The 26,910-nt window shown below is 41.2% G+C and carries 25 protein-coding genes and 1 tRNA gene; 12 read left to right on the top strand and 14 right to left on the bottom strand.

Going from position 1 to position 26,910, the window contains the following annotated elements; all coding sequences use genetic code 11:
* Window positions 1-126: 126 nt before the first annotated feature.
* The 3 genes from AB3N61_RS03230 to AB3N61_RS03240 all read left to right on the top strand — a co-directional run bounded on the left by AB3N61_RS03230 (window position 127) and on the right by AB3N61_RS03240 (window position 1,729).
* Window positions 127-621, top strand: coding sequence for a hypothetical protein (locus tag AB3N61_RS03230; protein WP_020771182.1), 495 nt, complete (start codon window positions 127-129; stop codon window positions 619-621).
* 242 nt (window positions 622-863) lie between these two features.
* Complete coding sequence (locus AB3N61_RS03235; RefSeq protein ID WP_367898463.1) at window positions 864-1,292, top strand: hypothetical protein; 429 nt, start codon at window positions 864-866, stop codon at window positions 1,290-1,292.
* The gene (locus AB3N61_RS03240) at window positions 1,292-1,729 is read left to right on the top strand and encodes an OsmC family protein (protein WP_020771341.1); all 438 of its coding nucleotides are present in this window, start codon (window positions 1,292-1,294) and stop codon (window positions 1,727-1,729) included. The genes AB3N61_RS03235 and AB3N61_RS03240 overlap by 1 nt, the downstream gene beginning before the upstream one ends.
* Window positions 1,730-1,912: 183 nt before the next feature.
* Here the strand turns inward: AB3N61_RS03240 and AB3N61_RS03245 are convergent, their stop codons facing one another.
* The gene (locus AB3N61_RS03245; protein ID WP_367898464.1) at window positions 1,913-3,124 is read right to left on the bottom strand and encodes a PilZ domain-containing protein; all 1,212 of its coding nucleotides are present in this window, start codon (window positions 3,122-3,124) and stop codon (window positions 1,913-1,915) included.
* A gap of 590 nt (window positions 3,125-3,714) precedes the next feature.
* Here AB3N61_RS03245 and AB3N61_RS03250 point away from each other — a divergent pair.
* On the top strand, window positions 3,715-3,891 hold the full coding sequence (locus AB3N61_RS03250; RefSeq protein WP_020771328.1) for a YegP family protein: 177 nt from the start codon (window positions 3,715-3,717) through the stop codon (window positions 3,889-3,891).
* A gap of 85 nt (window positions 3,892-3,976) precedes the next feature.
* On the opposite strand, the gene AB3N61_RS03255 is transcribed toward AB3N61_RS03250, so the two are convergent.
* Together AB3N61_RS03255 and AB3N61_RS03260 are read right to left on the bottom strand one after the other, a co-directional pair.
* A complete protein-coding gene (locus tag AB3N61_RS03255) occupies window positions 3,977-4,819 on the bottom strand; it encodes an SDR family NAD(P)-dependent oxidoreductase (protein ID WP_367898465.1) in 843 nt (280 codons plus the stop codon).
* A gap of 29 nt (window positions 4,820-4,848) precedes the next feature.
* Entirely contained in the window at window positions 4,849-6,300 is a 1,452-nt protein-coding gene (locus tag AB3N61_RS03260) for a flavin-containing monooxygenase (RefSeq protein ID WP_367898466.1), read from the bottom strand.
* A gap of 274 nt (window positions 6,301-6,574) precedes the next feature.
* Between AB3N61_RS03260 and AB3N61_RS03265 the strand changes: the two genes are divergently transcribed.
* Together AB3N61_RS03265 and AB3N61_RS03270 are read left to right on the top strand one after the other, a co-directional pair.
* On the top strand, window positions 6,575-6,895 hold the full coding sequence (locus AB3N61_RS03265; protein WP_367898467.1) for a DUF1330 domain-containing protein: 321 nt from the start codon (window positions 6,575-6,577) through the stop codon (window positions 6,893-6,895).
* A gap of 126 nt (window positions 6,896-7,021) precedes the next feature.
* Complete coding sequence (locus AB3N61_RS03270) at window positions 7,022-7,561, top strand: hypothetical protein (protein ID WP_367898468.1); 540 nt, start codon at window positions 7,022-7,024, stop codon at window positions 7,559-7,561.
* Between the two features lie 35 nt (window positions 7,562-7,596).
* Here AB3N61_RS03270 and AB3N61_RS03275 read toward each other — a convergent pair whose 3' ends face one another.
* A complete protein-coding gene (locus AB3N61_RS03275; RefSeq protein ID WP_020771199.1) occupies window positions 7,597-8,685 on the bottom strand; it encodes a helix-turn-helix transcriptional regulator in 1,089 nt (362 codons plus the stop codon).
* Window positions 8,686-8,867: 182 nt separating this feature from the next.
* On the opposite strand from AB3N61_RS03275, the gene AB3N61_RS03280 reads away from it, so the two are divergent.
* Window positions 8,868-9,563: a FecR domain-containing protein gene (locus tag AB3N61_RS03280; protein ID WP_367898469.1), complete on the top strand. Its 696-nt coding sequence runs from the start codon at window positions 8,868-8,870 to the stop codon at window positions 9,561-9,563.
* On the opposite strand, the gene AB3N61_RS03285 is transcribed toward AB3N61_RS03280, so the two are convergent.
* Window positions 9,564-10,412, bottom strand: a complete 849-nt coding sequence (locus AB3N61_RS03285) for a tetratricopeptide repeat protein (protein ID WP_020771176.1) — start codon at window positions 10,410-10,412, stop codon at window positions 9,564-9,566. It lies immediately after the preceding gene.
* A 113-nt stretch (window positions 10,413-10,525) separates the two neighbouring features.
* On the opposite strand from AB3N61_RS03285, the gene AB3N61_RS03290 reads away from it, so the two are divergent.
* Window positions 10,526-10,705 carry a hypothetical protein gene (locus tag AB3N61_RS03290; protein ID WP_036090960.1) on the top strand — a complete coding sequence of 60 codons (180 nt, stop codon included), beginning with the start codon at window positions 10,526-10,528 and terminating at the stop codon, window positions 10,703-10,705.
* 72 nt (window positions 10,706-10,777) lie between these two features.
* On the opposite strand, the gene AB3N61_RS03295 is transcribed toward AB3N61_RS03290, so the two are convergent.
* From AB3N61_RS03295 to AB3N61_RS03325, 7 genes are all read right to left on the bottom strand, one after another.
* A complete protein-coding gene (locus AB3N61_RS03295) occupies window positions 10,778-11,602 on the bottom strand; it encodes a crotonase/enoyl-CoA hydratase family protein (RefSeq protein ID WP_367898470.1) in 825 nt (274 codons plus the stop codon).
* Between the two features lie 43 nt (window positions 11,603-11,645).
* Window positions 11,646-13,019 (bottom strand): histidine kinase dimerization/phosphoacceptor domain -containing protein, encoded by a 1,374-nt coding sequence (locus tag AB3N61_RS03300; RefSeq protein ID WP_367898471.1) that lies wholly within the window; start codon window positions 13,017-13,019, stop codon window positions 11,646-11,648.
* 308 nt (window positions 13,020-13,327) lie between these two features.
* A complete protein-coding gene (locus AB3N61_RS03305) occupies window positions 13,328-14,416 on the bottom strand; it encodes an alpha/beta hydrolase (protein ID WP_020771355.1) in 1,089 nt (362 codons plus the stop codon).
* A 9-nt stretch (window positions 14,417-14,425) separates the two neighbouring features.
* Window positions 14,426-15,547: a peptidoglycan DD-metalloendopeptidase family protein gene (locus tag AB3N61_RS03310; RefSeq protein WP_020771222.1), complete on the bottom strand. Its 1,122-nt coding sequence runs from the start codon at window positions 15,545-15,547 to the stop codon at window positions 14,426-14,428.
* A gap of 92 nt (window positions 15,548-15,639) precedes the next feature.
* Window positions 15,640-16,050 carry a bactofilin family protein gene (locus AB3N61_RS03315; protein WP_008593196.1) on the bottom strand — a complete coding sequence of 137 codons (411 nt, stop codon included), beginning with the start codon at window positions 16,048-16,050 and terminating at the stop codon, window positions 15,640-15,642.
* A 450-nt stretch (window positions 16,051-16,500) separates the two neighbouring features.
* A complete protein-coding gene (locus tag AB3N61_RS03320) occupies window positions 16,501-18,975 on the bottom strand; it encodes a penicillin-binding protein 1A (RefSeq protein WP_020771141.1) in 2,475 nt (824 codons plus the stop codon).
* Between the two features lie 19 nt (window positions 18,976-18,994).
* The gene (locus AB3N61_RS03325) at window positions 18,995-20,062 is read right to left on the bottom strand and encodes a zinc dependent phospholipase C family protein (protein ID WP_367898472.1); all 1,068 of its coding nucleotides are present in this window, start codon (window positions 20,060-20,062) and stop codon (window positions 18,995-18,997) included.
* A gap of 77 nt (window positions 20,063-20,139) precedes the next feature.
* Between AB3N61_RS03325 and AB3N61_RS03330 the strand changes: the two genes are divergently transcribed.
* From AB3N61_RS03330 to AB3N61_RS03340, 3 genes are all read left to right on the top strand, one after another.
* On the top strand, window positions 20,140-21,411 hold the full coding sequence (locus AB3N61_RS03330; RefSeq protein ID WP_367898473.1) for a diaminopimelate decarboxylase: 1,272 nt from the start codon (window positions 20,140-20,142) through the stop codon (window positions 21,409-21,411).
* Window positions 21,386-22,102: an IspD/TarI family cytidylyltransferase gene (locus tag AB3N61_RS03335; protein ID WP_367898474.1), complete on the top strand. Its 717-nt coding sequence runs from the start codon at window positions 21,386-21,388 to the stop codon at window positions 22,100-22,102. Before AB3N61_RS03330 ends, AB3N61_RS03335 begins: the two co-directional genes overlap by 26 nt.
* An 82-nt stretch (window positions 22,103-22,184) precedes the next feature.
* Window positions 22,185-22,266: transfer RNA gene (locus AB3N61_RS03340), tRNA-Leu, on the top strand.
* Window positions 22,267-22,531: 265 nt separating this feature from the next.
* Here the strand turns inward: AB3N61_RS03340 and AB3N61_RS03345 are convergent.
* A complete protein-coding gene (locus AB3N61_RS03345; protein ID WP_020771414.1) occupies window positions 22,532-24,103 on the bottom strand; it encodes a methyl-accepting chemotaxis protein in 1,572 nt (523 codons plus the stop codon).
* A gap of 254 nt (window positions 24,104-24,357) precedes the next feature.
* A complete protein-coding gene (locus AB3N61_RS03350) occupies window positions 24,358-25,932 on the bottom strand; it encodes a 7TM-DISM domain-containing protein (RefSeq protein ID WP_367898475.1) in 1,575 nt (524 codons plus the stop codon).
* 202 nt (window positions 25,933-26,134) lie between these two features.
* Here AB3N61_RS03350 and AB3N61_RS03355 point away from each other — a divergent pair, with 202 nt between their 5' ends.
* Window positions 26,135-26,839 carry a hypothetical protein gene (locus AB3N61_RS03355; protein WP_367898476.1) on the top strand — a complete coding sequence of 235 codons (705 nt, stop codon included), beginning with the start codon at window positions 26,135-26,137 and terminating at the stop codon, window positions 26,837-26,839.
* Window positions 26,840-26,910: the final 71 nt, after the last annotated feature.

A 26,910-nucleotide genomic window follows, 5' to 3' on the forward strand; every position in this document is an offset into this window, starting at 1 on the left:
TTCGCGACGGCTTCGGAAAATAATTCGTTACATTTTAAAGAAATGTTCTTGTATCTGAGTCGGATTTTTCGTCTTTTAATTGATTCTCACAAGAAATAGAATATAAACGTAAAGGAGTTATTTGAAATGGGTGCGAAATCTTCCTTATTACTACTTTGCTCGCTTACAACCTTCGCGTGTAAAGAATCTGTAGATTTCAAACAAATTCCTAATTCTCTAACTGTCGATAGTATTCGTTGCGATCAGATCTTGAATGAAATAACGATCAAAAACCAGGACTCAGATCCTGTAATTTTATTGAATACGGCTTCTCCCTCGATTGAGAGAAACTATTCGGAAGCAAGGCTTGGATATTTTTTCGGCTCAAATAAAGAGCACAAAAATTCGGAGGATCAATCCAAATCAATTGCTTTAGTACAACCGGGGAAATCTCTTAAACTTAAGATTGGAGAAGACTTCGAGAACATAAATTGGATCGATACCTTCCATGTTACCATCGGCTATCAGAAAATAGAAAAAGGAAAATTCGGCGAGACAGGATTGCGAATTTCGCAGGACCTTTTCAATTCACAATCTATTCAGGAATTCGAAATAGATTGTAGAGATCTATCCAAGCTTTAATATTCATCTTATTTAATAATAAATATATACTTTTGTCGTAAGGGATCCATACCCAAACTATTTGTTTTTTATACCTTAATGGAATTTCGTCTTTGGGTTCCTTTTCTTATGCTACTTCATTCATGCGCCTTGTTTTGTTGGACCGCGTCCGAGTCGTGATATATATCATGTAGATACAGGCTATATTTCGTTGAAAGGAAATATAAGTTATGTTTTATCTATTTGTTAAATTGGAGGATCCGATGAATCGATTATTATTAATGATCTGCGGTATGCTGATCGTTACGAATGTTTTTGCCCAAGGCGGCGGTAATATGGGCCAAGGAATGGGAATGAAATACGATCCCACAACGGAAGTTACGTTAAGCGGGAAGGTTACCGAAATTATAAAGGTTCCTCATGGTGGAAGAGGGGAAGGAATTCATTTAACCTTTCAAGCCGAAAATGAAACGTTTACGATTATGTTAGGACCTTCCTTTTACATAGATAAACAAACCGTGAAGATAGCCAAAGACGATATGATAACGATCGTAGGTTCAAAGGTCGGAAATATCATCGTTGCTCGCGAAGTTACTAAGGATGGGCAAAAGCTTACCCTAAGGACCACTACAGGTGCTCCACTGTGGGGACGAGGAGGTGGAGGTAGACCTGGGAAAGGAAGAAGGCGTTAATGGAGGAAATACATTTCTATCAAGTAAATGTAAAATGGGAGAAGGATAGGATCGGGATCGCTTCCGCACCCGGTCTTTCTTCCATACAAGTAGCTACACCGCCGGAATTTCCCGGCGGTCATCCCGGGATTTGGTCGCCTGAACATCTGTTTGTTGCTTCCGTTAACAGTTGTTATATGACAACATTTCTTGCGATCGCTAAAAATTCAAAACTTGAATTCTCCGATTTTGAAAGTTCCGCTAACGGTAAACTTGAGATGGTCGAAGGACGTTATTCGATCACTGAGATTGTTTTGGATGCAAAGATCCGAATATCGAACGAATCGGACCGGGCCAAGGCTTTGAAAGTAATGGAAAAATCCGAGAAGGTCTGTTTAATATCGAACTCTATAAAGACAGTCGTCCGCCTTACGGCAAATGTCGTTAATTTTGTTTAGAATCGTCTTTTGCCTGTAGAGAAGCAGACCATGCTCAATTAATCTTTTGATAAGAAGTTAATCCAATCGGGGACCAATTTACTGGGAGAATATTAAATACTTTTTACCTACAATTTGGAGTGGGTATTAGACTCGCATTGAATAATTAATTTTGCTTCGTTGAGTAATCCTTGTAAGCCTCAGTTAAGTTTTCTTTCTTCTCGGGACCGAAGTGCGGTAAATTTTAACGACTGCAGCATTACTTTTTTCGGAGTTTATACGATTGCGTAATGATTGAAGATTATATTCCAATTTTCTTAAGCTGGTTAGCTGGTCTTGATCAGATATGAATTTTAATCCTAAAAAAAGTTTTCCATTCCTGTCTATGGAGCGCCAACAGATCTTTGCATTCATGTGAATCGGTGGCCTTCCTTTGAATACAAGGTCGAATTTAAGACTTTCGTTTCGGTAGACGTTGTACAATATATCCTTTTGACGTATCCTTATTTTTACGCCCGATTCGGAAATATCAATTACGTCAAATCGATCGGTCGACTTGATAGAATCCGAGTTTTGGATTGTAGTGATGATCTTTTCCGATAATGCGTAGAGTTCGGAGAGATCTTCGGCTAGGATCGGTTCTTGAGCACTTCTTATCCAAAGATAAGCCTTAGGAAACGAGTCTTTGTCGTTTTTATCATATAGTAAAGGAAGTATTAATTCCGATATTATGGATTCGTTTTTATACCGTCTGATTGCAGAAAGAATATTTTTACCGAAATAAGTTATGTAATTCACGAATTGAGGCAAGACCTCGGTGTAAGAGCCTGGATTGTTGGTGTTTTGGATGTAGAAGATCTTTTTGGTCTTTCTAACGATCTCGAATTTGGATTCTTGGCCTGATTGGAAAAGTCCGACGTATATCTCTCCAAATTTCGGATGTTTTAATTCATCCTTGAAAGTTTCCAAAATGTCGCGTATAACGTTCGGAGAGATATGCCGATTTAATTCGAAACGTTCAGGATGATAAACAATATTCGTCGCGAACACAGAATCATTCTTAATTCTAAGCCTTTCTTCCTTTCGATTCGTTTTAGCGATACAAACCGATTCAGCTTGCATCAAAAATTCGAAATCATTGAGACGCCTGATAGTTCTGCAATTCAGCTCTAAAAGATTTTTCAAAGTCCTTTGTAGAATGATCTTTTCATCCGATGATATTCTTGATCTTTGCTGAAAACGAACGGAGATCTGTCCGGAATCTCCGAAAGTTTCTATAATTATCGCTTTGTTATCGGATTGCCGGCCTTTCACTGTAAGTTCTTCTGAATAAAGAAAGGATCCTGCAATTCTGGAAATTGCAGTGGGATCGGATAAAATATCCCAAGACCTCTTATGTGTTTCTCTTATATCCATGTTTTTGGATCGGATCCTCTTCGCTTTCTAACAATTTTTTTGACGAAAAATGTCGAATGTCTCCATCACAATCCTTAATGGCTGGAATTCTTTTGTTGATTGTTGGGATTCATTAAAAACTATTTTCATTTGAAAAGATGAAAAAATTGACATTTGTCAGTTTTAATCCGTGTTTTTAGGGATAAATGCATAATGTTTATGAGCAAAGTAATACACTTTTGGCGTATTACTTTGAATTCATATTAATAGTATCAATCACTTCCAAAAGTAGTAAATCCGCGTAATAATTTCGATCGATCTCAAGTCTCAAAAATTGTTCGATTGTGATACATGACCGGCACATGAAGGGGTGCAATAAGAACTGGGGAAGAAAAATTCTAATAATAGAAGATCCGCCGTAGATCGCTTTCACTTACAACAACTTCTTTCGAAAGACTCAGTTCTCGAATTGGATAAGGTTTATCGCTCGGAGTAAGAACAATCTGAATGCGAAAAATACATTTAACCTATCCGGCTAATGTTTAAGCAAAAAATAAATTGACTATCTCTTTTGTATTAAGCTATATTCCTTCCACCCACAGGAGGTTCAAATGTCCGCAAAATTCGTAATTTATAAGGACGCTAAAGGAGAATATAGATTTAGATTAAAGGCTGCAAACGGAGAAATTATTGCCGTAAGCGAAGGGTATAAATCTAAACAGGCCTGCGAAAACGGGATCGAATCCGTTAAGAAAAACGCACCTGGCGCCTCTGTTGAAGAAGAGTAGAGTTATATTTTTTGAATAAAAAGAGTTCGAAGAGCATAATATCTATTGTAATGCAAAATAAAAATTATGCTCTTCGCCGACCTTCTTATTTTGCCATTCTTCCCATAAGTGCCTTGGTAATGATCTTAGGATAAGAGCTTGGAAAAATTCTCTGCATTAAGTCCAAGAACACGGCATCCGGTCCGATCAGGACTCTTGGGGAATTTTTCTTTACTGCTTTTAAGATTACCCTTGCCGCCTTCTCTGCGCTCGTGATAAATTGAGCGGACATTTTTTCACCTGCAGTATTCGGATCCAAGCCAAGTGCCTTTACACTGTCGTTGGTCTTAGAACTTTTTGCGATCGCAGTTTTGATGCCGCCTGGATGAACGCTTGTGGCGGAAACTCCCGCTTTGGTAAAATCCAATTCTTGTCTTAAGGTTTCCGTAAATCCTCTGACCGCGAATTTGGAAGCGTTGTATGCGGAAGTCCCCGGAACGGCGATGATCCCGAACACGCTGGAAGTATTGATAATATGACCTTCTCCACTTTCTTTTAAGTAAGGTAAAAACGCCTGAGTACCGTTTACCACTCCGCCGAAATTGATATCCATTACTCTTTGAAAATCATTGGATTCGAATCCTTCGATTGTGGAGCCGAATGCGATCCCTGCATTATTGAATATTAGATTTACCTTATGATGATCTTTGGCTACTTTAGAGGCCCAATTAAAGACCGCAGATCGGTCGGAAACGTCCAGCTTTTGACTTGTAACGGAAACATTCGGATTCTTCTTGTTTACCAATTGGACCGTTTCCGCAAGTCCCGCCTCGTTTACGTCCGACAACGCAAGGTTACAATCCTGTTCTGCAAGCTGGATCGCAAGTTCTCTTCCCATTCCTGATCCGGCCCCGGTGATGGCTGCTACTTTATTTTTAAAACTTTTCATTTGGTTTTTCTTCTTCCTATTTTTGTCGTTTATCCGAAGGATAAATTAGAATCGTTCACATTGGCAAAATTGATATCGAATAGATCCATTAGATAATTTTGATGGAATCTCCAAGGGCGGTTTGCCCCTCTTTGAGGGAATTGATCTATTGCTCTCTGGATATATCCAGAATTTAGATCGAGTATCGGCTCCTTCTCCATTTTTTCCGGATCGCAAATAGGCATACATTGTTTGTAACCTTTCGATTGCATATGATTTAGTAATCTTGCGACATAGGTAGATGTTAGATCCGCTCTTAATGTCCAAGATGCGTTCGTATACCCGACACAGAACGCAAAATTCGGGACTCCGCTTAACATTAATCCTTTGAATGTGAATAGTTTAGAAATATCCACTTCCGAACCGTCTACCTTGAGTCGGATCCCGCCGATCGCTAGTAATTCCAATCCGGTCGCGGTGACTATAATATCCGCTTCCAATTCTTTTCCGGATCTTAGTTTGATTCCATTCGAAGTAAAAGTTTCGATATAGTCCGTAACTATGGAGGCCTTTCCTTTAGAGATCGCCTTGAATAGATCCGAATCGGGAACCAAACAAACTCTTTGGTCCCAAGGTTGATAGTTCGGTTTGAAATGAGTATCTATATCATAACCTTTCGGAAGCGAAACCTTTAATCTTGCCCTGATTAGCCACTTCGCAAAGTTAGGAGATCTTTTACAAACCTGATAGAACCAAATCTGGATGAGAATGTTTTTGATACGAGTGATATGATGAGCCAACTTTGCAGGCAAAAGAAACCTTAAAAAATCGGCAATTATATCCTTGGATGGAAGACTTGTGATATAAGTCGGTGACCTTTGCAACATTGTCACATGAGAAGCATTGTCCGCCATGGATGGGACCAAGGTGACGGCGGTTGCTCCACTTCCGATCACTACGACTTTTTTACCAGTATAGTTTAAATTTTCGGGCCAATGTTGCGGATGGATGATCTGACCTTTAAAGTTTTTTACTCCTGGAAAGTTCGGAGTAAATCCTTTTTCGTAATTATAATAACCGCTACAGATATAAAGAAAGTCCGTAGTATATGTGCGTTTATCTTTTTTAGGTCCCACTTCTACTTCTACAGTCCAGAGGTTTTCTTTACTGGACCAGGAAGTGGACGTTACTCTATGTTCGAATCTGATATTACGATCTATTCCGAATTCGGATGCTGTCTCTCTCACGTAATTTAGGATAGAAGGTCCGTCGGCGATCGCTTTCGCTTCTTTCCAAGGTCGGAAAGAATATCCCAAGGTAAACATGTCCGAATCCGAACGAATTCCCGGATAACGAAAGAGACTCCAAGTCCCGCCTATATCGGGTCTACTTTCTAAGATGGTGTATTTTTTGCCCGGGCAAAGTTTTTGCAGATGATAACCTGCGCTAATCCCTGATAGACCCGCACCTACGGTGATCACGTCGAAATGTTCTTTGTTCATTTTTTCCTCGGCGGATTCATTCTATCGGTCTTATGGAAAAGGCCGATTATCTCCCGCTGTTTCGGAAAAGATTTTGCACCAAAACCGAGCAGGATTCGACTGATCTTATAATATCGCTCTCAAAAATTCGTTCGGGATGATAAGAATACACCGGATTTATTAATTTTTCGGGAATAAAACGGCGTTCGGATTCCTACCGGTATTACTAGTTTACATTTCAAATCAATTCCGAAAACGCTTGCAACCGTTTCAAGATCTAAGATGGGAGAAGGTCATGAAGTATTATTCCGTAGCAGAATTGAATATCACCAGCCCTCGTTGGATCCCAGCTTATGTTCGTAATGTAACCAAGATGGTGGAAAAATTCGGGGGTAGATATCTTTCTCGGACCACAAATATGGAGAAGATGGAAGGCGATCGAAAACTGCCTCAGCTCTTCTTAATAATTGAATGGCCGTCCAAAGAAGCGGTCCAAAATTTCTATCATTCCGAAGAATACAAACCGTTTCTGGAAAGTAGGCTAAAAGGCTCCAATGGAGAATTTATTCTCGTTCCGGGAGAGGATGTCAACCAGCTTGCCAGCGTTCCGGATTGATAAGTCCATAAAGATCTAAAAACATTACATATGTAATAGAGCAGATACGGATCCATTACATCTGGGAAATTGACCAACTCATTCCAAAAAGTGTAATCTTTCTCCTATATATCTTACGGAGAAAATATGTTTAGAATATATAAGATTCACTTTTCGATTTTGTTTATCTTTACTTTTGTTTTGGTAAACTGCTCGGAAGAAAAGAAGAATGATCAATCCTTATTCGCAATTGCAGCCCTGCAAGCAGGGCCTGGTGGTTTAATCGGCGGACTTGCAGAACCGGCTTTAGGTACTGCGACTTTGGTGTTGGATTCGGATAGTTTCAATTTATTAAACCAGGAAGAATGCCAGGATGGAAATATAGGAGTCATTATTAGTAAGGATACTGGACCTACACTGCCTATCTTGAATATCCACATGATCGATATGTCCAAGAACTCGGGAATATTTTTGGAAGCTGGGGCTCTCTCAACCGGATCTCATATGGATTTAGATCATAACGACGGAAACACGTATGGAGTGGTAAACGATTGTCCTGCCTTCGTGATGGAAAATACACTTACGATCTACGATCTTCAGGTATTAAATTGTCAAATCGCGGACCAATTCGGAGGCGGCCCGAATAAGAAGATGATGTCCTTTCGAGCACGCTGTACAAAATCATAAAAAAATAACCTTCGTTCGTATAACACGGGCGAAGGTTAATTCTTCTCAATCTTTCTTTTAGCCAAAAATACCGTAAGTCTTTGGAGTTGGTCTTTAGAGCTTGATTTAGATCCCGGAAGTACCTTTGCATATATATTTTTCAAATGATTTCTAAGAGTCCCATTAGAAACATTCAATACGAGTTGTATAAAGGATCTGCTATGTCCTTCGTTCAATAATTCGCAGATACGGAGTTCCTGTTTGGACAATCCGTATTCTTCTAAGTTGAATTCGGTTTTAGGTATTACATTTGCGGTTTTATATAAATGAAACACTAAGAAGGATAAGAAGCTACAAGCTGCCAAAGCGGAGATCGCGGTGATGTAGATCTCTTTAAATTGTAAAGATTTAAAAATCGGCCAGAATAACATTCCTACCAAAATGCCTACTGCAATAGAGATCAATATATTCGCCGCTATCCTGAATAATCCGGGACTTCCTTGGTTGTATCGGTTCAAATAAACGGAGAGTGTAACTGAAAGCGCAGCGTCCGCTACCGGATGAAGAGGAGGAAGATCTATACCGTAAAGAGGCAAAAAGTTAGAAAATAACGCCATCCACCAGAGTAAGAAAATCGTAATAAAGAATTTTTTCTCAAAGAAGACATTCCATTTTACAGGGTTTAAGAAGAAGTAAATACAAATGCACATTCCAAGCACATGAACTCCGGCTCCGATCAAACCGCCAGATAAAGAAAGAAGAGGGCCATAACCGAAAGGGAAGGGATTAAATCCGACCACGAAGTAATGCGGTATAGAAGAACATAAAAAATCTGCGAGGACCGCCGCGACTAATACAAGAACTGTAAGCGGATTTAAGATTTTTCGACCCGTACAAAAACCTGCCATACCCGCAAGAATAGGAGCCAAACTGAAAAAAGAATGACATTGGAAGATCCACCATGCCAAACCTAGTTCGTCGGAAGAGGATAGGCACATTGCGGCGGTAGCTCCATTTTGGACTCCCACAGCAAGATAAAATACGGTCATGAGCCTATGGAATGGATGGTCTCTTCCGATATTCTCGATCAAACAGCTTAGGTTGGCAAGCGATGCCACCATCGGTACTATGAAAAAAATTTCCAAATAAGTTCGGTTGTAATAAAGTTTGAAAAGAATTTACTCTAAGATCTAAGGACTAAATTTCACCTTCTTTTTATACGTTTAAGAAATTTTTTCTTTATCATATAAAATAAAGAAGAATAACGATATCTTCTATCCTAAAAATCGATTTACTTCCCTTAACGGAACCTCCAAGATAGACCGCTATGAAAATATTCTCAGTTCTATTTCTTTTAGGTTTAATAAGTGTTTTGTTTTCTTGCGTTAAAAAGGAGGCGGATACAAACAGAGGAGTGATCACATTCATTGTTGGGAACGTAACCTTGGAAAGAGGTTCCGAAAAATCCAAAGCAGAAGTAAACAAAGAGATCCAAAACGGCGACGTATTGGTTACGGACGAAGGCGCTACAGCAATGATCGCCTTTGGAGAAAATGTTTCCTTACTAGAGATCCAGTCCGGTTCTAAATTTCGCTTCGACGATATCAAATCGGACAAAAAGTTTTTCCAAGAGAAAGGAAGATCTTGGCTCCTCTCCAATAAACTTGTGAAAGGTGAAGGCGTAAGTTTAGGAACTCCGACGACGACTGCGGGTGTTAGAGGAACTAAATTTTATACTTCCGTAGTAGAGGATATGACTTTTATCTGCCATTGCCAAGGTAAGGTGGAACTTGAAAATAGTGTGGACCATTCTAGGCTGATCCCTGAATCAGATTATCTTACGGTTACGAAAGGAACAAAAACGATTGTGATCGATAAAGACGATCTATCAAAGATCGGGATCCCTTACGTACACGATCATAGCGAAGTAAACAATTCTCCTGTGGGAGCGAAAACAAATATGAAGTTGGAAGATTTCCTAAAGATCCAAGATCTTGCTAAGAAAAAATTAGCGGGGAAATGATCAAGCTTCGTCTATTTCAACATTCTCTAATGTGTCAAAAAAACCGGTCTGTAATAGCGGACCGAAGTCGACCATATCTTCTGCGGAAAGTTTAAGCCCATTTTCTAAGGAGTATGCTTGTAACAAAGAAGCGCAGGCCAAGTGACTTTCCTGTAATTGGGCATGAGCCCTTGCTTTTACCACGAGAATATCCGCGTCGGATTCTCCGAAATATTTGATATACAGATCTATAAACTTAAGAGCATTCTTATGATCGGAGACTTTCAGATAACATTGAGCGATCATATCGTAATGTAGGAAAGTTTCTTCTTCGTCCATTCTCATGGCTGTTTTTAAAGAAGCTAAAGCTGAATTATAATCTCCCCTTTGGTAGTACAAATATCCAAGTTCGGACCAGATATCTTTTCGTTTAATCCCTCTTCCTCTGGAAAGTTTTTCCTGAGACAGTGCTTGTTTTAAGACTTGGATCGCCTCATTGGACCTATCGGTATCTTTCAATAAACTTGCAAGAGTAAGGTATAATTCCAATTGGTCCGGAAAGAGTTCGATTGCGGAGGTGAGTATTTTTTTGGCGGACTTGTAATTGTGAACCTTGATTAAGTAATTTGCATAATACAGTCTACTTTCCGGATGAGCGGAAAAACGATCCTGCAATTCCTGGAAAAGATTCAAGGTTTCCCTGGTATTTCCAATATAGTATTGGCACCAGGCCTGGCGGTTTTTCACCTTCAGGATAGTTTTCGGGTTTTTGGTGAAATTCAGGGATTCCTTGTATAGATTGAACGCCTTAGTAAATTCTCTCTGCCTTTCCCTATGGATGGCGCTTACGATTAGTTCCCTAAAACCCACGACTGGGACAGGCTAAAAAAATTCCTAAAATAATCAAGTTTTCCACAGATCAACCGATGATTGAAACGGGGGCAAAGGAAAGAAAAATCCCCACTTCAATCGAGGTAAAGAAAATGGAAATCGGTAGCCAAACCAGCCAATCTCTCATGATCGAAAGAATTGCAAATCTGCCTAGAGAAATCTTCCAAGCTCAGTCGGATATGAATTCTAAACTTTTGAAACTCAACGTAGAAGCTCAATTACAAGCCCAGGCTTCCGAGGGAAGATCCAGGCTTTTGGATCTGTACGTTTGATTCGGATGTCGGAATTCCACAAAACGCGGTGGTTCGTTTGTAGGAGTTCCTACATCCGCACTCGGTGAGATTCTAATTTTTATTATATTCCGGCCTTTTTCTTTCTTTAAAGGCCTTCATCGCTTCCCTGAAGTCTCTGGAATCCATAAAACTGGAATTCCATACCGCGACATAGTTCAAACCGACAGCTAACGGTTTTCCTTCGGAGTAGTTCATTACTTCTTTAGTACCTTCTACCACTATCCGTGGATTGGCAGCGATCTCGGAAGCTGTTGCGATTGCACCATCCAAAAGTTGGTCCTGGTCCTTGAACAATTTGGATACAAGTCCGATTCTCAGAGCTTCTTCTCCGTCTATGTCCTTACCCGTATAGGCAAGTTCTCTTGTGTTTCCTTGTCCGATGATAGAAGGAAGCCTGTTGATGGAACCCATGTCTGCTACGATCGCTACCTTTGCTTCCCTGAGGGATATACTTGCATCGTACGTCGCATAACGGATATCGCAGGCGGAGATCAGATCAAGTCCTCCTCCGATACAATGTTTTTGGACTGCCGCGATGGAAGGTTTAGGAGAATCATAAACTGCGTTGATCCCTTTCTGCATGCGGAGGATCAATTCGTAGAATTTTTTACGATCGTCCCCATAAGTCCCTTGTACTACGGATCCGAATTCTTGGAAGAATGAGTCCAGATCTAAACCTGTGGAGAAAGATTTACCTCTTGCGGCAACTACGAAGGAACGGATCTTTTGATTGGAATTAATTTCATGAACTACGTCGGGAAGGTCTCTCCAGAAACTCCAGTTCATCGCGTTTCTTTTGTCGGGGCGATTCAAGAAGACGATGGCTACTCCGTCTTCTCTTTCGACGATTTCAAAGAATTCAAAGTTTGTCTTCATCGGGATCAGAGTTATCCGATTCAGCCGACGAGTAAAACGTTTTTTAGGTCTCGTGTCTTGTGGGAAAACTTAGAGTAGCTTTGCAGCCGTTCTCGTTCTCTAATGAAAGTTTTCCCCTTAGGAGTTTTACAAAAGAATCCACCAAGGAAAGTCCCAAAGAGGCGGAATTGCGAATTTGAGGAGTTGTGTCCGAAAGACCCACGCCATCGTCTTTAACCTCTAAGAAATATCGTTCGTCATTCAAACTAAAACGGATCAATATAGAACCGCTCTCTCTACCTTTGAATCCATGTTTAAACGAATTGGTCAGAAGTTCATTGATAATCAACGCGCAGTTCATTCCCATTTCGCTCGGTATCTTAGGGGCTTGGATATCCAGTATAAGTTTGAATTTGGAACGATCCACCTTGTATACTTCGAATAGAAGGTCCGTAAGTTTACGAACATAGAGATCGAAGCTGATGGAAGACAGGTCATGATTTTCATAAAGCACTTCGTGCAGAAGGGCTACAGCTTGGATCCTATGCTGGCTGTCCTTGAAAATATCCAAGGTTTCTTGATCCTTCAGATTGGAGGCATTCATGCTGAGTAAGGAAGAAATGACGGTGAGATTGTTTTTGATCCTATGATGGATCTCTTTTAAGTAAGACTGATTCGTATTGTCGGTTTCTCCCAAACGAAGAACGGTGATCGACCCGCTGGATTTTCCTTCAGTGTTTAGAATGGGGGAGATCTGGACCGACACAGCTGTCTTATTTCCGATCCCATCGATCGCGAATATTCCACTTTTCTCAATTGTTTGATGAGAAGTTAATACATCAGAAACAGGAAGAATATAAGCGGAAGAGTTTGTATCTTCTAATTTTAAGATCTTCGTTAAAGAAAGTCCGATGGACTCCGCGTAACTTAAGCCCGCGATCTTTTCTGCTACTGGATTGCAGAATAAAACCAAACCGTTCTCATCCGTAGTGATGATCCCGGACTCCATTTGGTTCAAAGTGGATTTTAAGGATTCTTCGTTTTTGCGGTTTCTATTTTCGAGCTCGTTTTTATACAAAGCAACTTCGATAGAAGAACGGAGTTGGTCCGACTCGAACGGTTTGACTATATAACCTAGGGGCTGGGTCCTTTTAGCTCTGTTGAGAGTGTTTTCATCCGCATAAGCCGTGAGATAAATAACGGGCGTTTGAAATCTGTTCCGTAGGAGTTCCGCAGTTTGGATCCCGTCCAAATTTCCCTCGATATTAATGTCCATTAGGACTAGGTCAGGATGGTTTTCCTCCGCCTTTTGGATGGCTTCCTCTCCGGAGGATGTAATGCCTACAAGATCATAACCTAATTTTTTAAGTTTTTGGCCCAAGTTGACTGCGACTATGATCTCATCTTCGACAACTAGGATCTTAGGTTTTGTGAGCATACTTCTAATCTACGAATAAAACCGATTGTTTCAACCACATAAATGTAAATTGATAGGTGAAAATATCTGCGGAAATGTGCAAAAGAATTCGAAAGCCATCTTTGCAAGTAAAATCGAATATAAGGATGATTTTTGTTAGGATCGACTACTATCTTGTAATTTTTTTTGAAACAACTATAAGTATATAAAAATTTCCCTAATCCTTTCGGACTAAAATTTAAAATTTTTTGACATATCGTCTAACGTGAAGCGGGAAAAGGATTTTTCCATCCCTGGGACGGATGGATCGGTCGACAATTTAGAATGATTTAATTTCGGAGAATGTAGTTTTCGTTTCCGTAGGACTTTCGAATGAACAGTCTCTTTTCCGCCCCTAAACCCAAAAAGAGTTGGTACAGATCGGTCAAGATAGGACGGGAAGAATAATATCCGTGACCTAATGACAATAAAGAAGCGTCGATCGGATTTACATTGACCACATCCACACCGGGAAATCTGGAACAGGCGCCTAGTCTTCCTGTCTGGTGTATCTGGGCGGAGGCAAACAATGCGGAGTCACCGGGAGAACAATATAATGTGATCCTTTCCGAAGATTTTAGCAAACTGTCTAGGATTAAAATAAATTCGCCCGTATCGTAGTCCGGAGCATTCAATACTAATTCTTTTAAAAAAGGTTTGTCTCCCCATTCTTTGGAGAGTTCTGAAACCGAATTTAAGACCACCTGATGTCCCATAGAATGTACCAATAGATGGATCTTCTTTTTAGTAGAGATCATTCTTTTCAGGAAGTTTTTAAACGAATCTCTGCTACTTCTTGCGGAGATTAAATTTTTTTCGTATGTGTTTTTGAGGAAGAAGGTCCCAAGCATGGAACCGTCTCCTCCTGCAGGCCAAGTATAGAGCGCCACCTTACCGGGAAATTTCAGATCGTATTTGAGTTGGGCCGCCCTTAAAATAGCTTCTTCAAAGTTTACATTAAATCCGTGGACGAATACGATCACTTCTTCGAAAGGATCTTCTTCTATTCCGTTCCACCAAAGTTTTTCCTGCTCTTCCTTGCTTTTTCCTTGGATGGCAACTCTATGTTCTAAGAACTGGAATGATTTCTCTTTATTCCCCAGACCGAAGGGGAGTGAACCTATCTCTCTGTCAGCCGGAACGTTTACCAAACAGGAACCTGATTGGGTTCCCATATTACCGAAATTCAGAAAATAAGAATTAGAACAAGCGACCTGTGTACCTGGATTGACCGCTCTGGAAGTATTAAAAAACACCTCGATCCCATGAGTGGAAGAATACTGCGGATTTGTCCTTTTTGCCAGATACTCGGATGCGGACGGACCACAACCTAAGCTGAGAACAAAACTAAAAAGAATAAAAAAGAAAGATCGAAACATCATAAAATCTTAATGGTTCGGTTTAGAGCCTCTTTTATAACTGAGGCCTTTTAGATATTTTCCGGGATTTACCGATTTCCCTTTGTGAATTACTTCGAAATGTAAGTGAGGGCCGAAACAGTAACCTGTACATCCGGAGGTTGCGATCTTCTTACCCGCTACCACATAATCTCCTCGTTTTACGTTCAGCCTAGAGTTATGAGCGTATAATGTCTTAAAATCGTCGTTATGTTCGATTACGATCGCGTTACCGTAACCGCCCATCCATCCGGAAAATACAACCTTACCGTTACGAGCAGCCATCACCGCTTCGTAGTTGGCTTTTAGGTCTAATGCTTCGTGGAATTTATGCTGTGGAAAGGTTCTCCATCCGTAGTTGGAAGTGACTACATGCGAACTAACAGGAACCACCCATTTGGGTGCAGGGTCCGGGATCACGGCGCCTGGCAGGAAAACTTTTTGGCCGGGACGAAGAATATCCAGATCATCCAGCTTATTCTCTTCTAAAATTTCATCCAGGTTCACTTTGTAAAGAGACGCTACCTTTGCAACGGTGTCTCCCGCTTTAAATTTATATAATAGACCTTGTTTATTCGGGATCTGTAATATTTGTCCCGGGTAAAGTGTTTCTTCCAAATTGATATTGGAGGAGCCTGCTATGGATTCCATTGAAACCTTGTAACGGGTTGCAATCTCGGAAAGAGTTTCGTTCCTTTTAACTTTGTAGGTAACTACTTTAAATTGTTTCTTTTTGTCGGAAGCGCTTTTGATCTCGTTCGCCATCAAAATGGTCAGCTTTGCTTTTTCGGACTCTTCTAAGAATTTTTCGTCGCCTTTTTTGGCTTTTAAATCTTCCTGATCGTTTTCAGTCACTTCTGTGGATGCGGATTCCATCGAGGCATTGGAAGGACTCATCCAGATCCCTAAAAACAAGACCATAAAGACGACTGACGCTATAAGAGGAATAACGCGGAATTTACGCCTTCTGAAATCCAGGTTTCCGTGATATAGGTTCCCTCTGAAATAAAAGGAATAATGGAAATGGAATGCGCCCAGGTAGATCAGGGTGAAATTATCTGTCCGGAGGATCTCTTTTCCTGCGGTCAATTGCCTGGGCTTCTTGAAGATCATACTATGAGTATCGGTCGGTCGGGTGGAGAACCACCCGAGTTTTTGATTCGAACAAATCTAAGAGGTGGGAAAAAGAACTCGAGGCCTTAGAGTTATTCTTCCTTACCGTTGTCCAGAGTCCTTGTGCCGCCAAAAGATTCTTCCACGATCTTTTTAACGTCTTTCTTTTGTCCGCCTGTTACAGTGATATTTCCTTTTGCTACCACACCTTTTGCCAGGGAAAGAGCGGGAGCGATAATATCCCCTAAGAGACGTCCGGTTTCTTCCAAGCGGACTTCTGTTTCCGCCTTAATGTTTCCGATCAAGGTTCCGGCAACGATCACTTCTCTTGCCGAAATGTTAGTGCGGACCTTACCGGTTTCTCCAATAAATAATGCGTCGTCGGTTTTAATTTCCCCTTCGAATTTTCCGTCGATACGTAGGGAACCAGCGATATAGAATTTGCCCTCAAAAATGGAACCCGGGCCGATTACGCTGTTATTATTATCCTTACCGATGGCCATCTGTTACTCCTGACTGCTGATTCATCTATTTGGTGGGCGGTTCCGAAATCGACAACTCTTTTTGCGGAAGATAATCGGGAAAGGTTTCGCACAGAGGACACTGAGTTGGGGGAAATCTAAAAACCCTCCGTGATCTCCGTGTCCTCTATGCGAAATTTATCTTATTAGGTCCTCGTCACCTTTCGCAGCGACCCGTAGGGAGCGAGAAAACGACCAAGCTTGCTTGAGTCGGTGACTGAAGCGAAGCGAAGTCAAATTTTAAATTCGTCGCAACCTTAGCATCGCGAACACTGCACTCAGTCCCTAACGAATAACATCCTCGTCACCTTTCGCAGCGACCCGTAGGGAGCGAGAAAACGACCAAGCTTGCTTGAGCCGGTGACTGAAGCGCAGCGAAGTCAAATTTTAAATTCGTCGCAACCTTAGCATCGCGAACACTGCACTCAATCCCTAACGAATAACGTCCTCGTCTCCTTCAAAGAGATTCGGTTTTTTCTTTTTAGTCGTTCCTGGGTCCGTGGTATGGGTGGGGGTCGGATCCGGCTCAGTCATTCCTCTATGGTCTTCGCAGACTTCTTTCGGAACTGTGTCTTTGTCGAAAACTTCTTCTTCCGTTTGGTAACAATGGGAACCGGGAAGTTTTCCGGAGATGGAACAGATGGTCCTGCGTACAATTTTTGCGTCTCCGAAATCGAACGGTCTTGATTTTTCTTTGGCTAGTGCGTTTGCCATAAATCTTCCCCAGATAGGAGCGGCCACAACTGCGCCCGACATTCCTCTGCCGAGAGAAAGTGTTCCGGTATCATAACCCACCCAAACAACTGCAACAAGTTCCGGAGTATAACCTGCGAACCAAGCATCCCTAAAATTATTTGTGGTTCCCGTTTTTCCAGCGGCAGGGCGAGTGAGTCCGTATGACCTGGCCCCCGTTCCGGTTCCTTTTTTGATCACATCTTCCATCATCGAAGTGATCACATAGCTTGTTTCAGGAGAGAGTAATCTTTTTCGTTCTTTGGATTCGAATTCTTTTCGGAAATCTTTGATCAGATTTCCTTGTTCATCTTCTACATACAGAACACTGAGAGGAAAAACTTGTTTTCCTCCGGAAGCAAATACGGCATAAGACCTTGCGAGTTCGTACGGAGAAACTTCAAAACTTCCTAATGCGATCGAAAAGTCTTTAGGAAGATTTCTATTCTCCACTTGTAAGAGTTTTTCCAGTTTTGGCAGAAGATTATTTAGACCGGTATGTTCCAATAATCGGACGGCAACACTATTTCTGGAAAGTTCGAGCGCTTCTCTCAAGCGGATAAATCCGGAATATTCTCCCGAATAATTGCTTGGGTTCCATTCGTCTCCGTCTTCCAACACGTACTGCAACGGAGAATCGTCGAATAAAGAAGCGGCAGTAACATTTTTCTTATCGTCCGGATGTTCATGATAATATTCCATCGCGGAAGCGTATACTAACGGTTTGAATGCGGAACCTGGTTGTCTGTACGCTTGAAATGCGCGGATCTGTTGGTTGTCCGAGCGGAATCCCGAACCTCCTACCATTGCGGTGATATAACCTGTGTCCGGACGAATGGAAATTAATGCACCTTCTACAGGAAGTAAATGGTCTTCTGTAGCCTGAGTCCTATAATTCCAGTCGATTGCTTCTCCTAACATCTCAGTCCCGGAAATCAAATTTAAAACGGCTAAATCGTCTCTGAATTCTTCCTGCCAGGCTCTATTGAATGTCCTGTATGACCTGGAGATCTTAAATTTGAATTCGGGAAGATCATGGAGTTCCGCTAAAAGTTTGAATGTAGAACCGTAGGTATCCTCGAAGGAATCGATCTTAGTAAAAGCCCTTTGGTTGGATAGTTGGGTCTGTTGTTTTAAACCTGCAGCCAACGCTTTTTCGGCCTGGGATTGATGCTGTATATTTAAGGTGGTATAGATCTTCAGACCGCCCTCGTAGATCTGTTGAGAAGGTATATAGCGGGCTAGGTTTTTACGGACATATTCCGTAAAATAAGGGAATTTGTTCAGACGGTCCGAAAATGCGGAATCATTAGGAGAACGATTTAAGGTTATATAATATTCGGAGAATGTTTCGAATTCTCTCTCGGCGGTTTCCACGTCCAGGATCCCGTTTTCCACAAGTTTTTTGAATACAACTCTGACCTTGGAGGCTGATGTATTCGGATTCACTAATGGAGAAAATTCCTTGGGTCTTGTGGTCAAACTTGCAAGAAGTGCCGCTTCTCCCCAGCTTAAGTCCTTGATATCTTTTCTGAAATAAAATTTGGCCGCCGCTCCCGCTCCTATGGTACCGTGTCCGAGAGGGATCTCGTTTAGATAGATTTCCATTAAGGTTTTCTTATCGAATACCAATTCTAAAAGAAGTGCCAGCCAAGCTTCTCTTGCCTTTCGTAAGAAGGACCTTTCCGTGTTTAAGAATTTTAATCTAGCGACCTGCTGAGTGATCGTAGAGGCGCCCTCTTTTACTCTTCCTGCAAGAAGGTTGACCATGGTAGCTCTAAAAATTCCGCGTAAATCCAGACCTTTGTGGGATCTGAAATTATTATCCTCTGTGGAAACAAAACAGCGAATCACTTTATTATCTTCCCAACCGCCGGGAAGATCTTGATCCGAGATCACTACTCGGGAGAATCTATAAAACTCCGCGATCGGTTCGTACTTTCCTTCGGAGTTGATCCCGAATAGAAGGGAAGGTTTTTCGTAACGGTCCGCTTTCGGGACCTGCCAAATATCTTTGATGGAGAATACGAATAAAAATCCGTTTAAGAAGATCAGTCCCAAAACAAGATAGATCAGTTTACGCACAGGATCGGAAGAATTTAGACGGGATTGGACCCTGTCCCTAAAGAGTACTACGAAATATCTTGTGAAAAAATCTACGGGTTCGTGTTTCATTTGTTTTAATTTCTGCTTTTTATAAAGGCGAAAATTGGCGCATCTTATCGATACCGTGGAACCTAAGTCCGGTGTCTAGATTGTATCCTTGGTATTCCTTGATCAAAGAAGAACGAGAAGTTTTGTCGTGAACATAACCCCAGGCATTTGTCACCGCATCCTTTGCGGACTCGCATGCCTTATTGATCAACTCTACAAAAGAATCGTTTCGGATCAGGTTGGGGTCCGCAGGATAAGACCATTCTCTTTTTTCTTCGTTCATGATCCTTTTGTCTATATGTTCCTTTAGAGGGAGCATCAGCACGGAGGAATTTACTTTATGTAAAGTGATATTGTCTAAAAATCTAAGTGCGGCCCTAATTATTTTGCTTCTGGAATCCAAGTATCTATGAAAATACAAATAACCTAAGAAGGATTCGTTAAGGATATCTCCCGGGATGATCTTTTCTTCGGAGCCTATATACTTTTCTTTGAAATCTTTTGGGAAAGTGGCTTTTAAACCTTTCAGCCAAAAGTTCCAAAGCATAGGGTCCATTTTTTTCTTCCCATCTTTTCCTTTGAAGATCACATCCACATGTTGTACGAAATCGTACGCTTTCGGGGTCATTCCCCATCTGAAATCCAGGAGCCAAGAATCCAAAGCGAATTCCACTCTCATATGATTGTATTGTGCTTTTGAACTGATCTGTTTATCCGGACTATAATAATCACCGGAGATAAAAAAGATATAAGGATGAGTGACAATGTCCACTGCGCAGTGGATGATATAACCAAGGGTGAATGCGAGAAAACGGTCTCTATAGATTCCTTCTTCGACAGTGAGGACTCCGTCCAAAAAATTCAGCACCAATTCCAAAACGTTTTCGTGATGGCTTAGGTCGCCCCAAGGAAGGGCCTTTTTGGTCCGAACAGGGGAAAGAACATGATAAAAATAGAAAATATCGGGAGCGATTGCACCTATATTGGCAAACTTACGGGTGCCTTCTTCTCTTAAAAGTTTTGCAATCTTTCTTTGTTCCGCCGTCCCGTGATCCAAATGTTTGCAGACTTGAGAAAGAGCTTCGAGATGAGTGATTTTGCCTGCCATATCGGAATTTTGCCTTTGAAAAAACCCGGACCGCTCTAAAAGATGGCCTAGAAGGATCTAGAAAACCCTCTAACCCTATGCAATCAATAGAAAATCTTAAATTTTTGACTCCAGAAGAAGCTAGAAAAATCGCAACAAATTACGGGACTCCGGTTTTTGTGTACTCTCGTACAGGAATCGAAAGAAGTTGCGACGACGCACTCGCATTCCCTAACGCCTTCGGTCTGACCGTACGCTTTGCAATGAAAGCGAATCCGGGGCGCACGATCCTGGAAATATTAAGGAAGAAGGGCATTCATATAGACGCATCTTCTGAACACGAAGTGCAACGTGCGATACTCGCAGGATTTAAACCTTCCGACATTCTACTCACGTCCCAACAATTAGCGAGATCCTTGAAAGATTTGGTTTCTCAAGGAGTCCAATTCAACGCGTGTTCTCTGCGGCAATTGGAAGAATTTGGAAAAAACTTTCCTGGGAAAGAAGTAAGCGTTCGTTTTAATCCCGGTTTAGGTTCCGGAGCAACGAAAAAAACGGATGTGGGGGGTAATACATCCTCCTTCGGTATCTGGCATGAAGAGATCGAAAAAGTAAAAGAGATCGTTTCTAAATACGGACTTAAACTGGTTCGAGTCCACACACATATAGGTTCCGGTTCCGATCCTGAAGTTTGGAAGGCTGTAGCACATTATACCTTAGAGATCGCGGCACAATTCCCCGATTGTAGAACAGTGAATCTGGGCGGAGGTTTCAAAGTTGGAAGAATGATCGGTGAAAAAACGACCGATCCTCAGGTCATCGGGAAACCCGTCAAAGAGCTCTTTGAAAATTATGCCAAAGAAAAAGGGATTCAGCTCAAAATGGAAATAGAACCCGGTTCTTTCTTAATGGTGAATAATGGAGCCATCCTCGCTCAGGTAGACGATATCGTCAACACAGGGGTGGGGGGGGTTACTTTCGTAAAACTGGATATGGGGATGGATGTGAACACAAGACCGGCGTTGTATGCCGCAAAACATCCGTTGGTAGTGATCCCCACGAAAGAAAAATCGGAACGCAAGACAGGCGACTTTGTATATGTAGGACACTGTTGCGAAAGTGGGGACTTGATCACACAAGAGGAAGGGGGCGGACCTCAACTTAGGACCACGGAAATTCCTGAGATCGGTGATTTGGTGGTGATGGAAGGAGCTGGAGCTTATTGTTCTTCCATGTCCGTAAAAAATTATAATTCTTATCCGGAAACCCCGGAGGTCCTGATCGATCTGGACGGATCTGTTAAACTCGTCCGCAAGAAACAAACCTTGGAACAAGTCCTTCAGAATGAAGTCCTGGTTTCCCTCGGGTAATATTTACGTACTACTTCTTTCGGGAGGAACAGGCTCCCGAATGAAGTCCGATATTCCAAAACAATTTTTAGAATTAAACGGAAAATCCATCTTACTCCATAGCCTGGAAATCTTTCTGGATTGGGGAAAAACAAAAAGTATCGTTCTTGTATCTCATAAAGACTATATCTTAAGATCGGAGACACTTTGTTCTTCCTTGCTTAGAGAAAGAGATCGTATCGTAGAAGGCGGAGAAACCAGGCACGGATCCACGTTAGCCGGTCTTTCAAGTCTCCAATTCTCGGCAAATGATATCATCCTCATTCATGATGCAGCAAGACCGTTCGTTGCCGCAGATGATCTGGACCGATTGTCTAAAGCGACGGAAGAGTTCGGGGTTGCCACACTCGCTTCTAAAAATCACGAAACCGTTTTGGAAGAAGAAAAAGACCGCTTTAAATTTTTAAACCGGGAGAAGATCTGGTTTATGAAAACTCCCCAAGGAATACGGGGAGATCTCCTAAAAAAGATCCTAGAAAAACCGTATGAAACAGAACCGACCGACCTATGCACTTGGGTACAAGGACAGGGCATCGGTTCCAAACTGGTGGAATCCAATCCGTACAATCTGAAAATCACGGAAAAGTTCGACTTAGCCTTAGCGGAGGCAATTTTGCCGTTATTCCAAAGTTGGAATATAGAGAAGGTCTAAACGGAGCCTATCCAGAAAGGTGGCCTACCAAATCTCCTTGACGTCACGTCTTCTGTTGAAAAACTGACTTTCGTAACCCGTCGCGAGTGTGGTGAAATTGGTAGACACGCCAGATTTAGGTTCTGGTGCAGTAATGTGTGGGGGTTCGAGTCCCTCCACTCGCAAAAACTTTCCTTTTAGAACAATCAAACATTCTATTAAGTATATTTCGAGGGACTCGAAGCTTTTGAGCGAAAGAGTTTGTAGCGACCCATAGGGAGCGTAAACAAACTCGTCCCGAGCCATGGATGGCAAAGGGCTCGAAAAAGACGCCGTGGAGCCGAGTTTTGCAGGAAGCAAAACTGCGAAACGGCGAGTCCCTCCACTCGTAAAACCTTCAATTAACTAACAATCCGGTAATCTGATAAAGAAATGTAAGGGACTCAGAGTTTACTGAACCACTAATCTTTTAGACTGCTCCGAAAGTTCTTCTAGGCTTGCTCTCATTCTGGTGGAGCCTTCCGAAATAATATTCGAAGATTGTTCGATGGAAGAAAGCGCCTGGACTACTTCTTTGGTCCCATTCTTCTGCTCGCTTGCGATCGATTCTATCTGCCTAGATAGATCGAATAATTCTCGGAAAGATTTCAGGAACGATTCGTGGATTCGTCCTTGGTTCTCCACTCTAGATCTCAATTGATTCAGGTTATCCACTATGGAAGTAAATCCAGCTTCTTGGACGGAAACTTTACGTTTTGTTTCCTCTGCAGCAGTGTTTCCGTTTGTGATCAACTTTGCAGCCTCACCTATAATTTTGGAAATTGTGGCCGCGTTTTCGGAAGCGCTGTCGGCAAGTTTTGCTACTTCTTGCGCTACTACTGCGAATCCTTTTCCATGTTCTCCGGCTCTTGCCGCCTCGATAGAAGCATTTAACGCAAGTAAGTTGGTCCTGTCGGCGATCTCCCTCATGATATCGTTTACGTCTTGGACCTTCTGGAAGGATTTACTTACTTCTCCGAAATTATTTCCTAAAACTTCCATGGCTCCGGATACGTCTTTGCTATAAACTTTGGATTCTTCCGTTGTTCTTGATAGTGAGTCGGTTGAAATACGGACTTCCTTTAAGATCGAGTTTAATGTATCACTCTCTTTGTTCAATTCTTCTATTTTGCCGAACTGTGCTTTTACGAATTCGGCTGCGCTGTCTGTGGAGGCTGCTAATTCTTCTAGGGAGGCACTGATCTGCTCCATACTAGAGACTTGGCTTTGGATCTCTGAATTCAAAGTATCCATTTCGTTTTTCATTTCGGATGTGTTTTTGTTTAAGACAGTAGCCTCGTCTTTAATTCTGTTTTTAGTTTTCTCCGCTTCTTCACTTTTAGCTTCCGCTTCGACTGTGGACTTTATCGCTACATCCGAGACGGAAACCAAAAATTTTACGACGGAAGTTAAGATGTGAATTCCTAAAACAAAAAATACGAATCTTATAATCTCGAAAAATACGGAGATCTCTGTGGACTTTTCCGTAGTGTATTTGAATTCCACTCCGTTTAACCATGCGAAATAATCCATGGAGAATGTTCCGATCAGAGCCAGATACCCTACCAATAAAGTGGTTTTGGGGGAAAGCAGAAGTCCGGAATAGATCATCACGAAAAAATACAACATGATGAAAAACGGCATCTTTAATGTTCCGACCATCGCTTCCGTATTGGCCGCGTAAACGGTTACGGTGATGAATATGAGTGAATACATTAAGATATCTAAGAATACACAAAGCGTTACGAAGGAACTTTTGAGCTTTCCCTTTTTGAGCAAAATGATCTGAGCTATCCCGTAGCCGAAAATCGTGAGTTCTATCAAAAAGTTTATGAATGTGCTGGTTTGGGAGCTGGAACCTTGGGAAAATAAAGCCAGAATGTTTACTAAAAGCATCACTATGGAGAATCCGATTCGGATCCGATTTATACTGATCGCTCCTTTTTCGGAAAAATTTGTAGTTTGTATGGAGTTTGCAGCCATTATTATTTGCCTTTTTCTAATTCTACGGAGTGATCCGAATATACGAATGGCCGAGGTGGTTCGGCCAATACTCTTCGACTTCTAAAAACGAAAAAACTACACAGTCTTGATCCGAATAGAAAAAATGGACCTTCGGATTGTTAGCTTATGTTTTTTTGTTCCGACTTCTAAGTAAAAAGAACGTAAAAGATAAACCGAAACAGGTAGTCAGTAAACCCAAAAGGTCTAGTCGGAAAGTTTGAAGAACCTGAATATCACCTTTTTGCGGAACGAAATTCCTTTGGGGACATTCGAACGATTTTCTTAAATTCCCTGTTAAACGTGTTTTTTGAATTAAAACCGCTTTCGAAAGCGATATCGATGATGTTTACTTCTTTTTGGGATTGTAGTAGTACGATTGCGTGAGCGACTCTGTATTCATTCACTAGTTGATTGAATCTTTTACCGTAGCGGACGTTCAAAATTTCTGAAAGTTGGTCAGGTCGTAGTTGGACGAAATCAGCAAAATCCTGCAACTGTAAACCTTGCTCAGTATATAATTTGTGGACAGTAAGAGCCTTTTCAATTCGATCTGCTGCATCTTGTCCTTCCGACTCCTTTAATCTGCTCTTTTTCCAAACTTTATACTTTTCAGCAGCTCGTTCATCCACACGTTCTCCTACTTTAAATTCTTCGAGAAATTTTATCCTAGAAGAAAGAGTAAAGAAAAAGAAAATGAATTCCCAAATATATCCTATGTAGACAGCATTTCGAGTAAAGGATGTGCTCGGGACTAGTCCCAACGTGGCGAAAAGAAAAATATTTATAAGAAAAATAACACCCAACTGACCCGTCACGGAATATACTGCGGGAGAAAAACCTTCTTTATAAGCAATGATCCCGGAGCATAGGAGTGAAAATGAAAATATTAAAAAATTTATTCTAATAACATATTCTAAAAAAATAAAATTAATAATTCCTAATATTAAAAAAACTCCAATTATCACATATCCCGTCGAAGTAAGCCAGATGATCCGACTCCAAAATGGAGCGAGTGTAGGCAAGATCAGCAAACGTTGCCAAAAATATGCCACCGAACAAGCGCCAACGAATCCAAAAAGGAAAATGGCGCGATTTTCCCAAAATCCTCCTTCGGGATATAGATAAACACTACCATATCCTTCGCAAAGGGCTTGGTAGGATAGAGTGCTAATAAGGAAAAAACTATAATAAACAGGTAATAAAGATCTCCATCTGTAAGCCAAGAAAAGGTTTAAAAGTAACGATAGAAAACAACATACGGCGAATATCGGAAACATACTCCCAAGAAAATGATCTCTCCCTAAGAACATTTCCAAAGGTTCGGTAAAGATACGGACCGGTTTAACTGATTCCGAAGCTACTCTGATAAAAAGGGTATATTTTTCGCCGACTTTTAGGTTTGGGTAAATTCCAGGAAGACGATATTTCAAACTTCGGGCGGAAAACGATCTTTTGTCTCCGGTTTTTTCGCTGATTATCAAAGCTCCCTTAGAATCGATGATCGTAAAGTCTATCTCATCAATCCAAGGATAATCCATTAAGAAAACCCAATCTTTAGAATTTGTCGTAAATTGGATCGAGAGCCATATAGTTTCGTCTTCCGGACCGAAAGATATTTGGTCTTTTCTACTCGGATGTAGGTTATTAATCGGTCCTTCTTTAATTTCCGAAAAGGTAAGGGAACCACTAGGATCGATTAATACTTTTGCGTATGGTGAGAGTTCTATTCTACCGAAATCGGGATTTAATTCTGCATGGTCGGAAAGTAACTCCGATTGTAAACGAGTTTGGCAGGATAGAATGCCCAAAAGCAAGAGTATCGAGGAAAAGAGAAATATTTTCCGCTTACCTAGCTTTGTTGCGGAATTCATTCAGAAATGATCAGTAGAAATACACCAATCTATCAAGTTTTTTTTTCCTGCTTTCAAAGGTCTCAATTCATGAGTCGGGACGAATCTTCGAGGAAGGAATGGTATTCTTCACGAATAATTTTATGAAAGAGAGATTTGAATGAAGAAAAGGAAAGGAATTTTACTTTTATTTGCCATATTCTATTTTGCTGCATGCGCCACTTCTCAATCTTGGGTTTATCGCCCGGAAGCGAAAAACTTTTCAGCCAATAAATTAACAAACGAATCTATCGCCGTTCTACCGTTTGATGACGCTAGACCGAATGAAAATGTAAATCGAGGCGGTTTTGCTTTTCTACCGCTCATGCCTTTCGGCTGGATAACGTATCAAATTCCAGATGGGCAACAGAATCATATTACATCCGGACTTTGGGTTAATTATAAACCGGTGGATGATTTTGGTAAAGCTTTAGCCTCAGAATTGGAAAATGCGGGGTTGTTCAAGGAAAGTAGCTTTGAGTCACGCAAAGGGAATTTCAGATATGTGATCCAAGGGTCGATCCTAAACACGGAGTTACACGCGAAAATTTTTTCCTACGGCCTTTCCATCTTTTACATATATCTTTGGATACTACCCGTTCCTTCCGTTTATATATCCAGCGAAATGCAAGTAGAACTGTCTTTATTAGATACTAAGACAAATAAGGCGGTATTCTCTAAAAAATATTCGGCCCCGACTGAAACTGGATTGGGTATTGGATTTTATCATTTTCCAAACGACTTTAAACATTCGGATATGTTGAAATATTGTTATAAAGAGTTTATTCAGGATTTACGCTCTCAGTTTCCAAACGGACTTAAATAACAATAATTCAATAGTCCTTCAAGAGAAGTAAAAACGGTTTCTTATCCGTGAAAAGAGGTAATGAACTTTTT

Origin of the sequence: Leptospira sp. WS58.C1 (genome assembly GCF_040833995.1) — a bacterium.
GTDB classification, from domain to species: Bacteria; Spirochaetota; Leptospiria; order Leptospirales; family Leptospiraceae; genus Leptospira_B; species Leptospira_B cinconiae.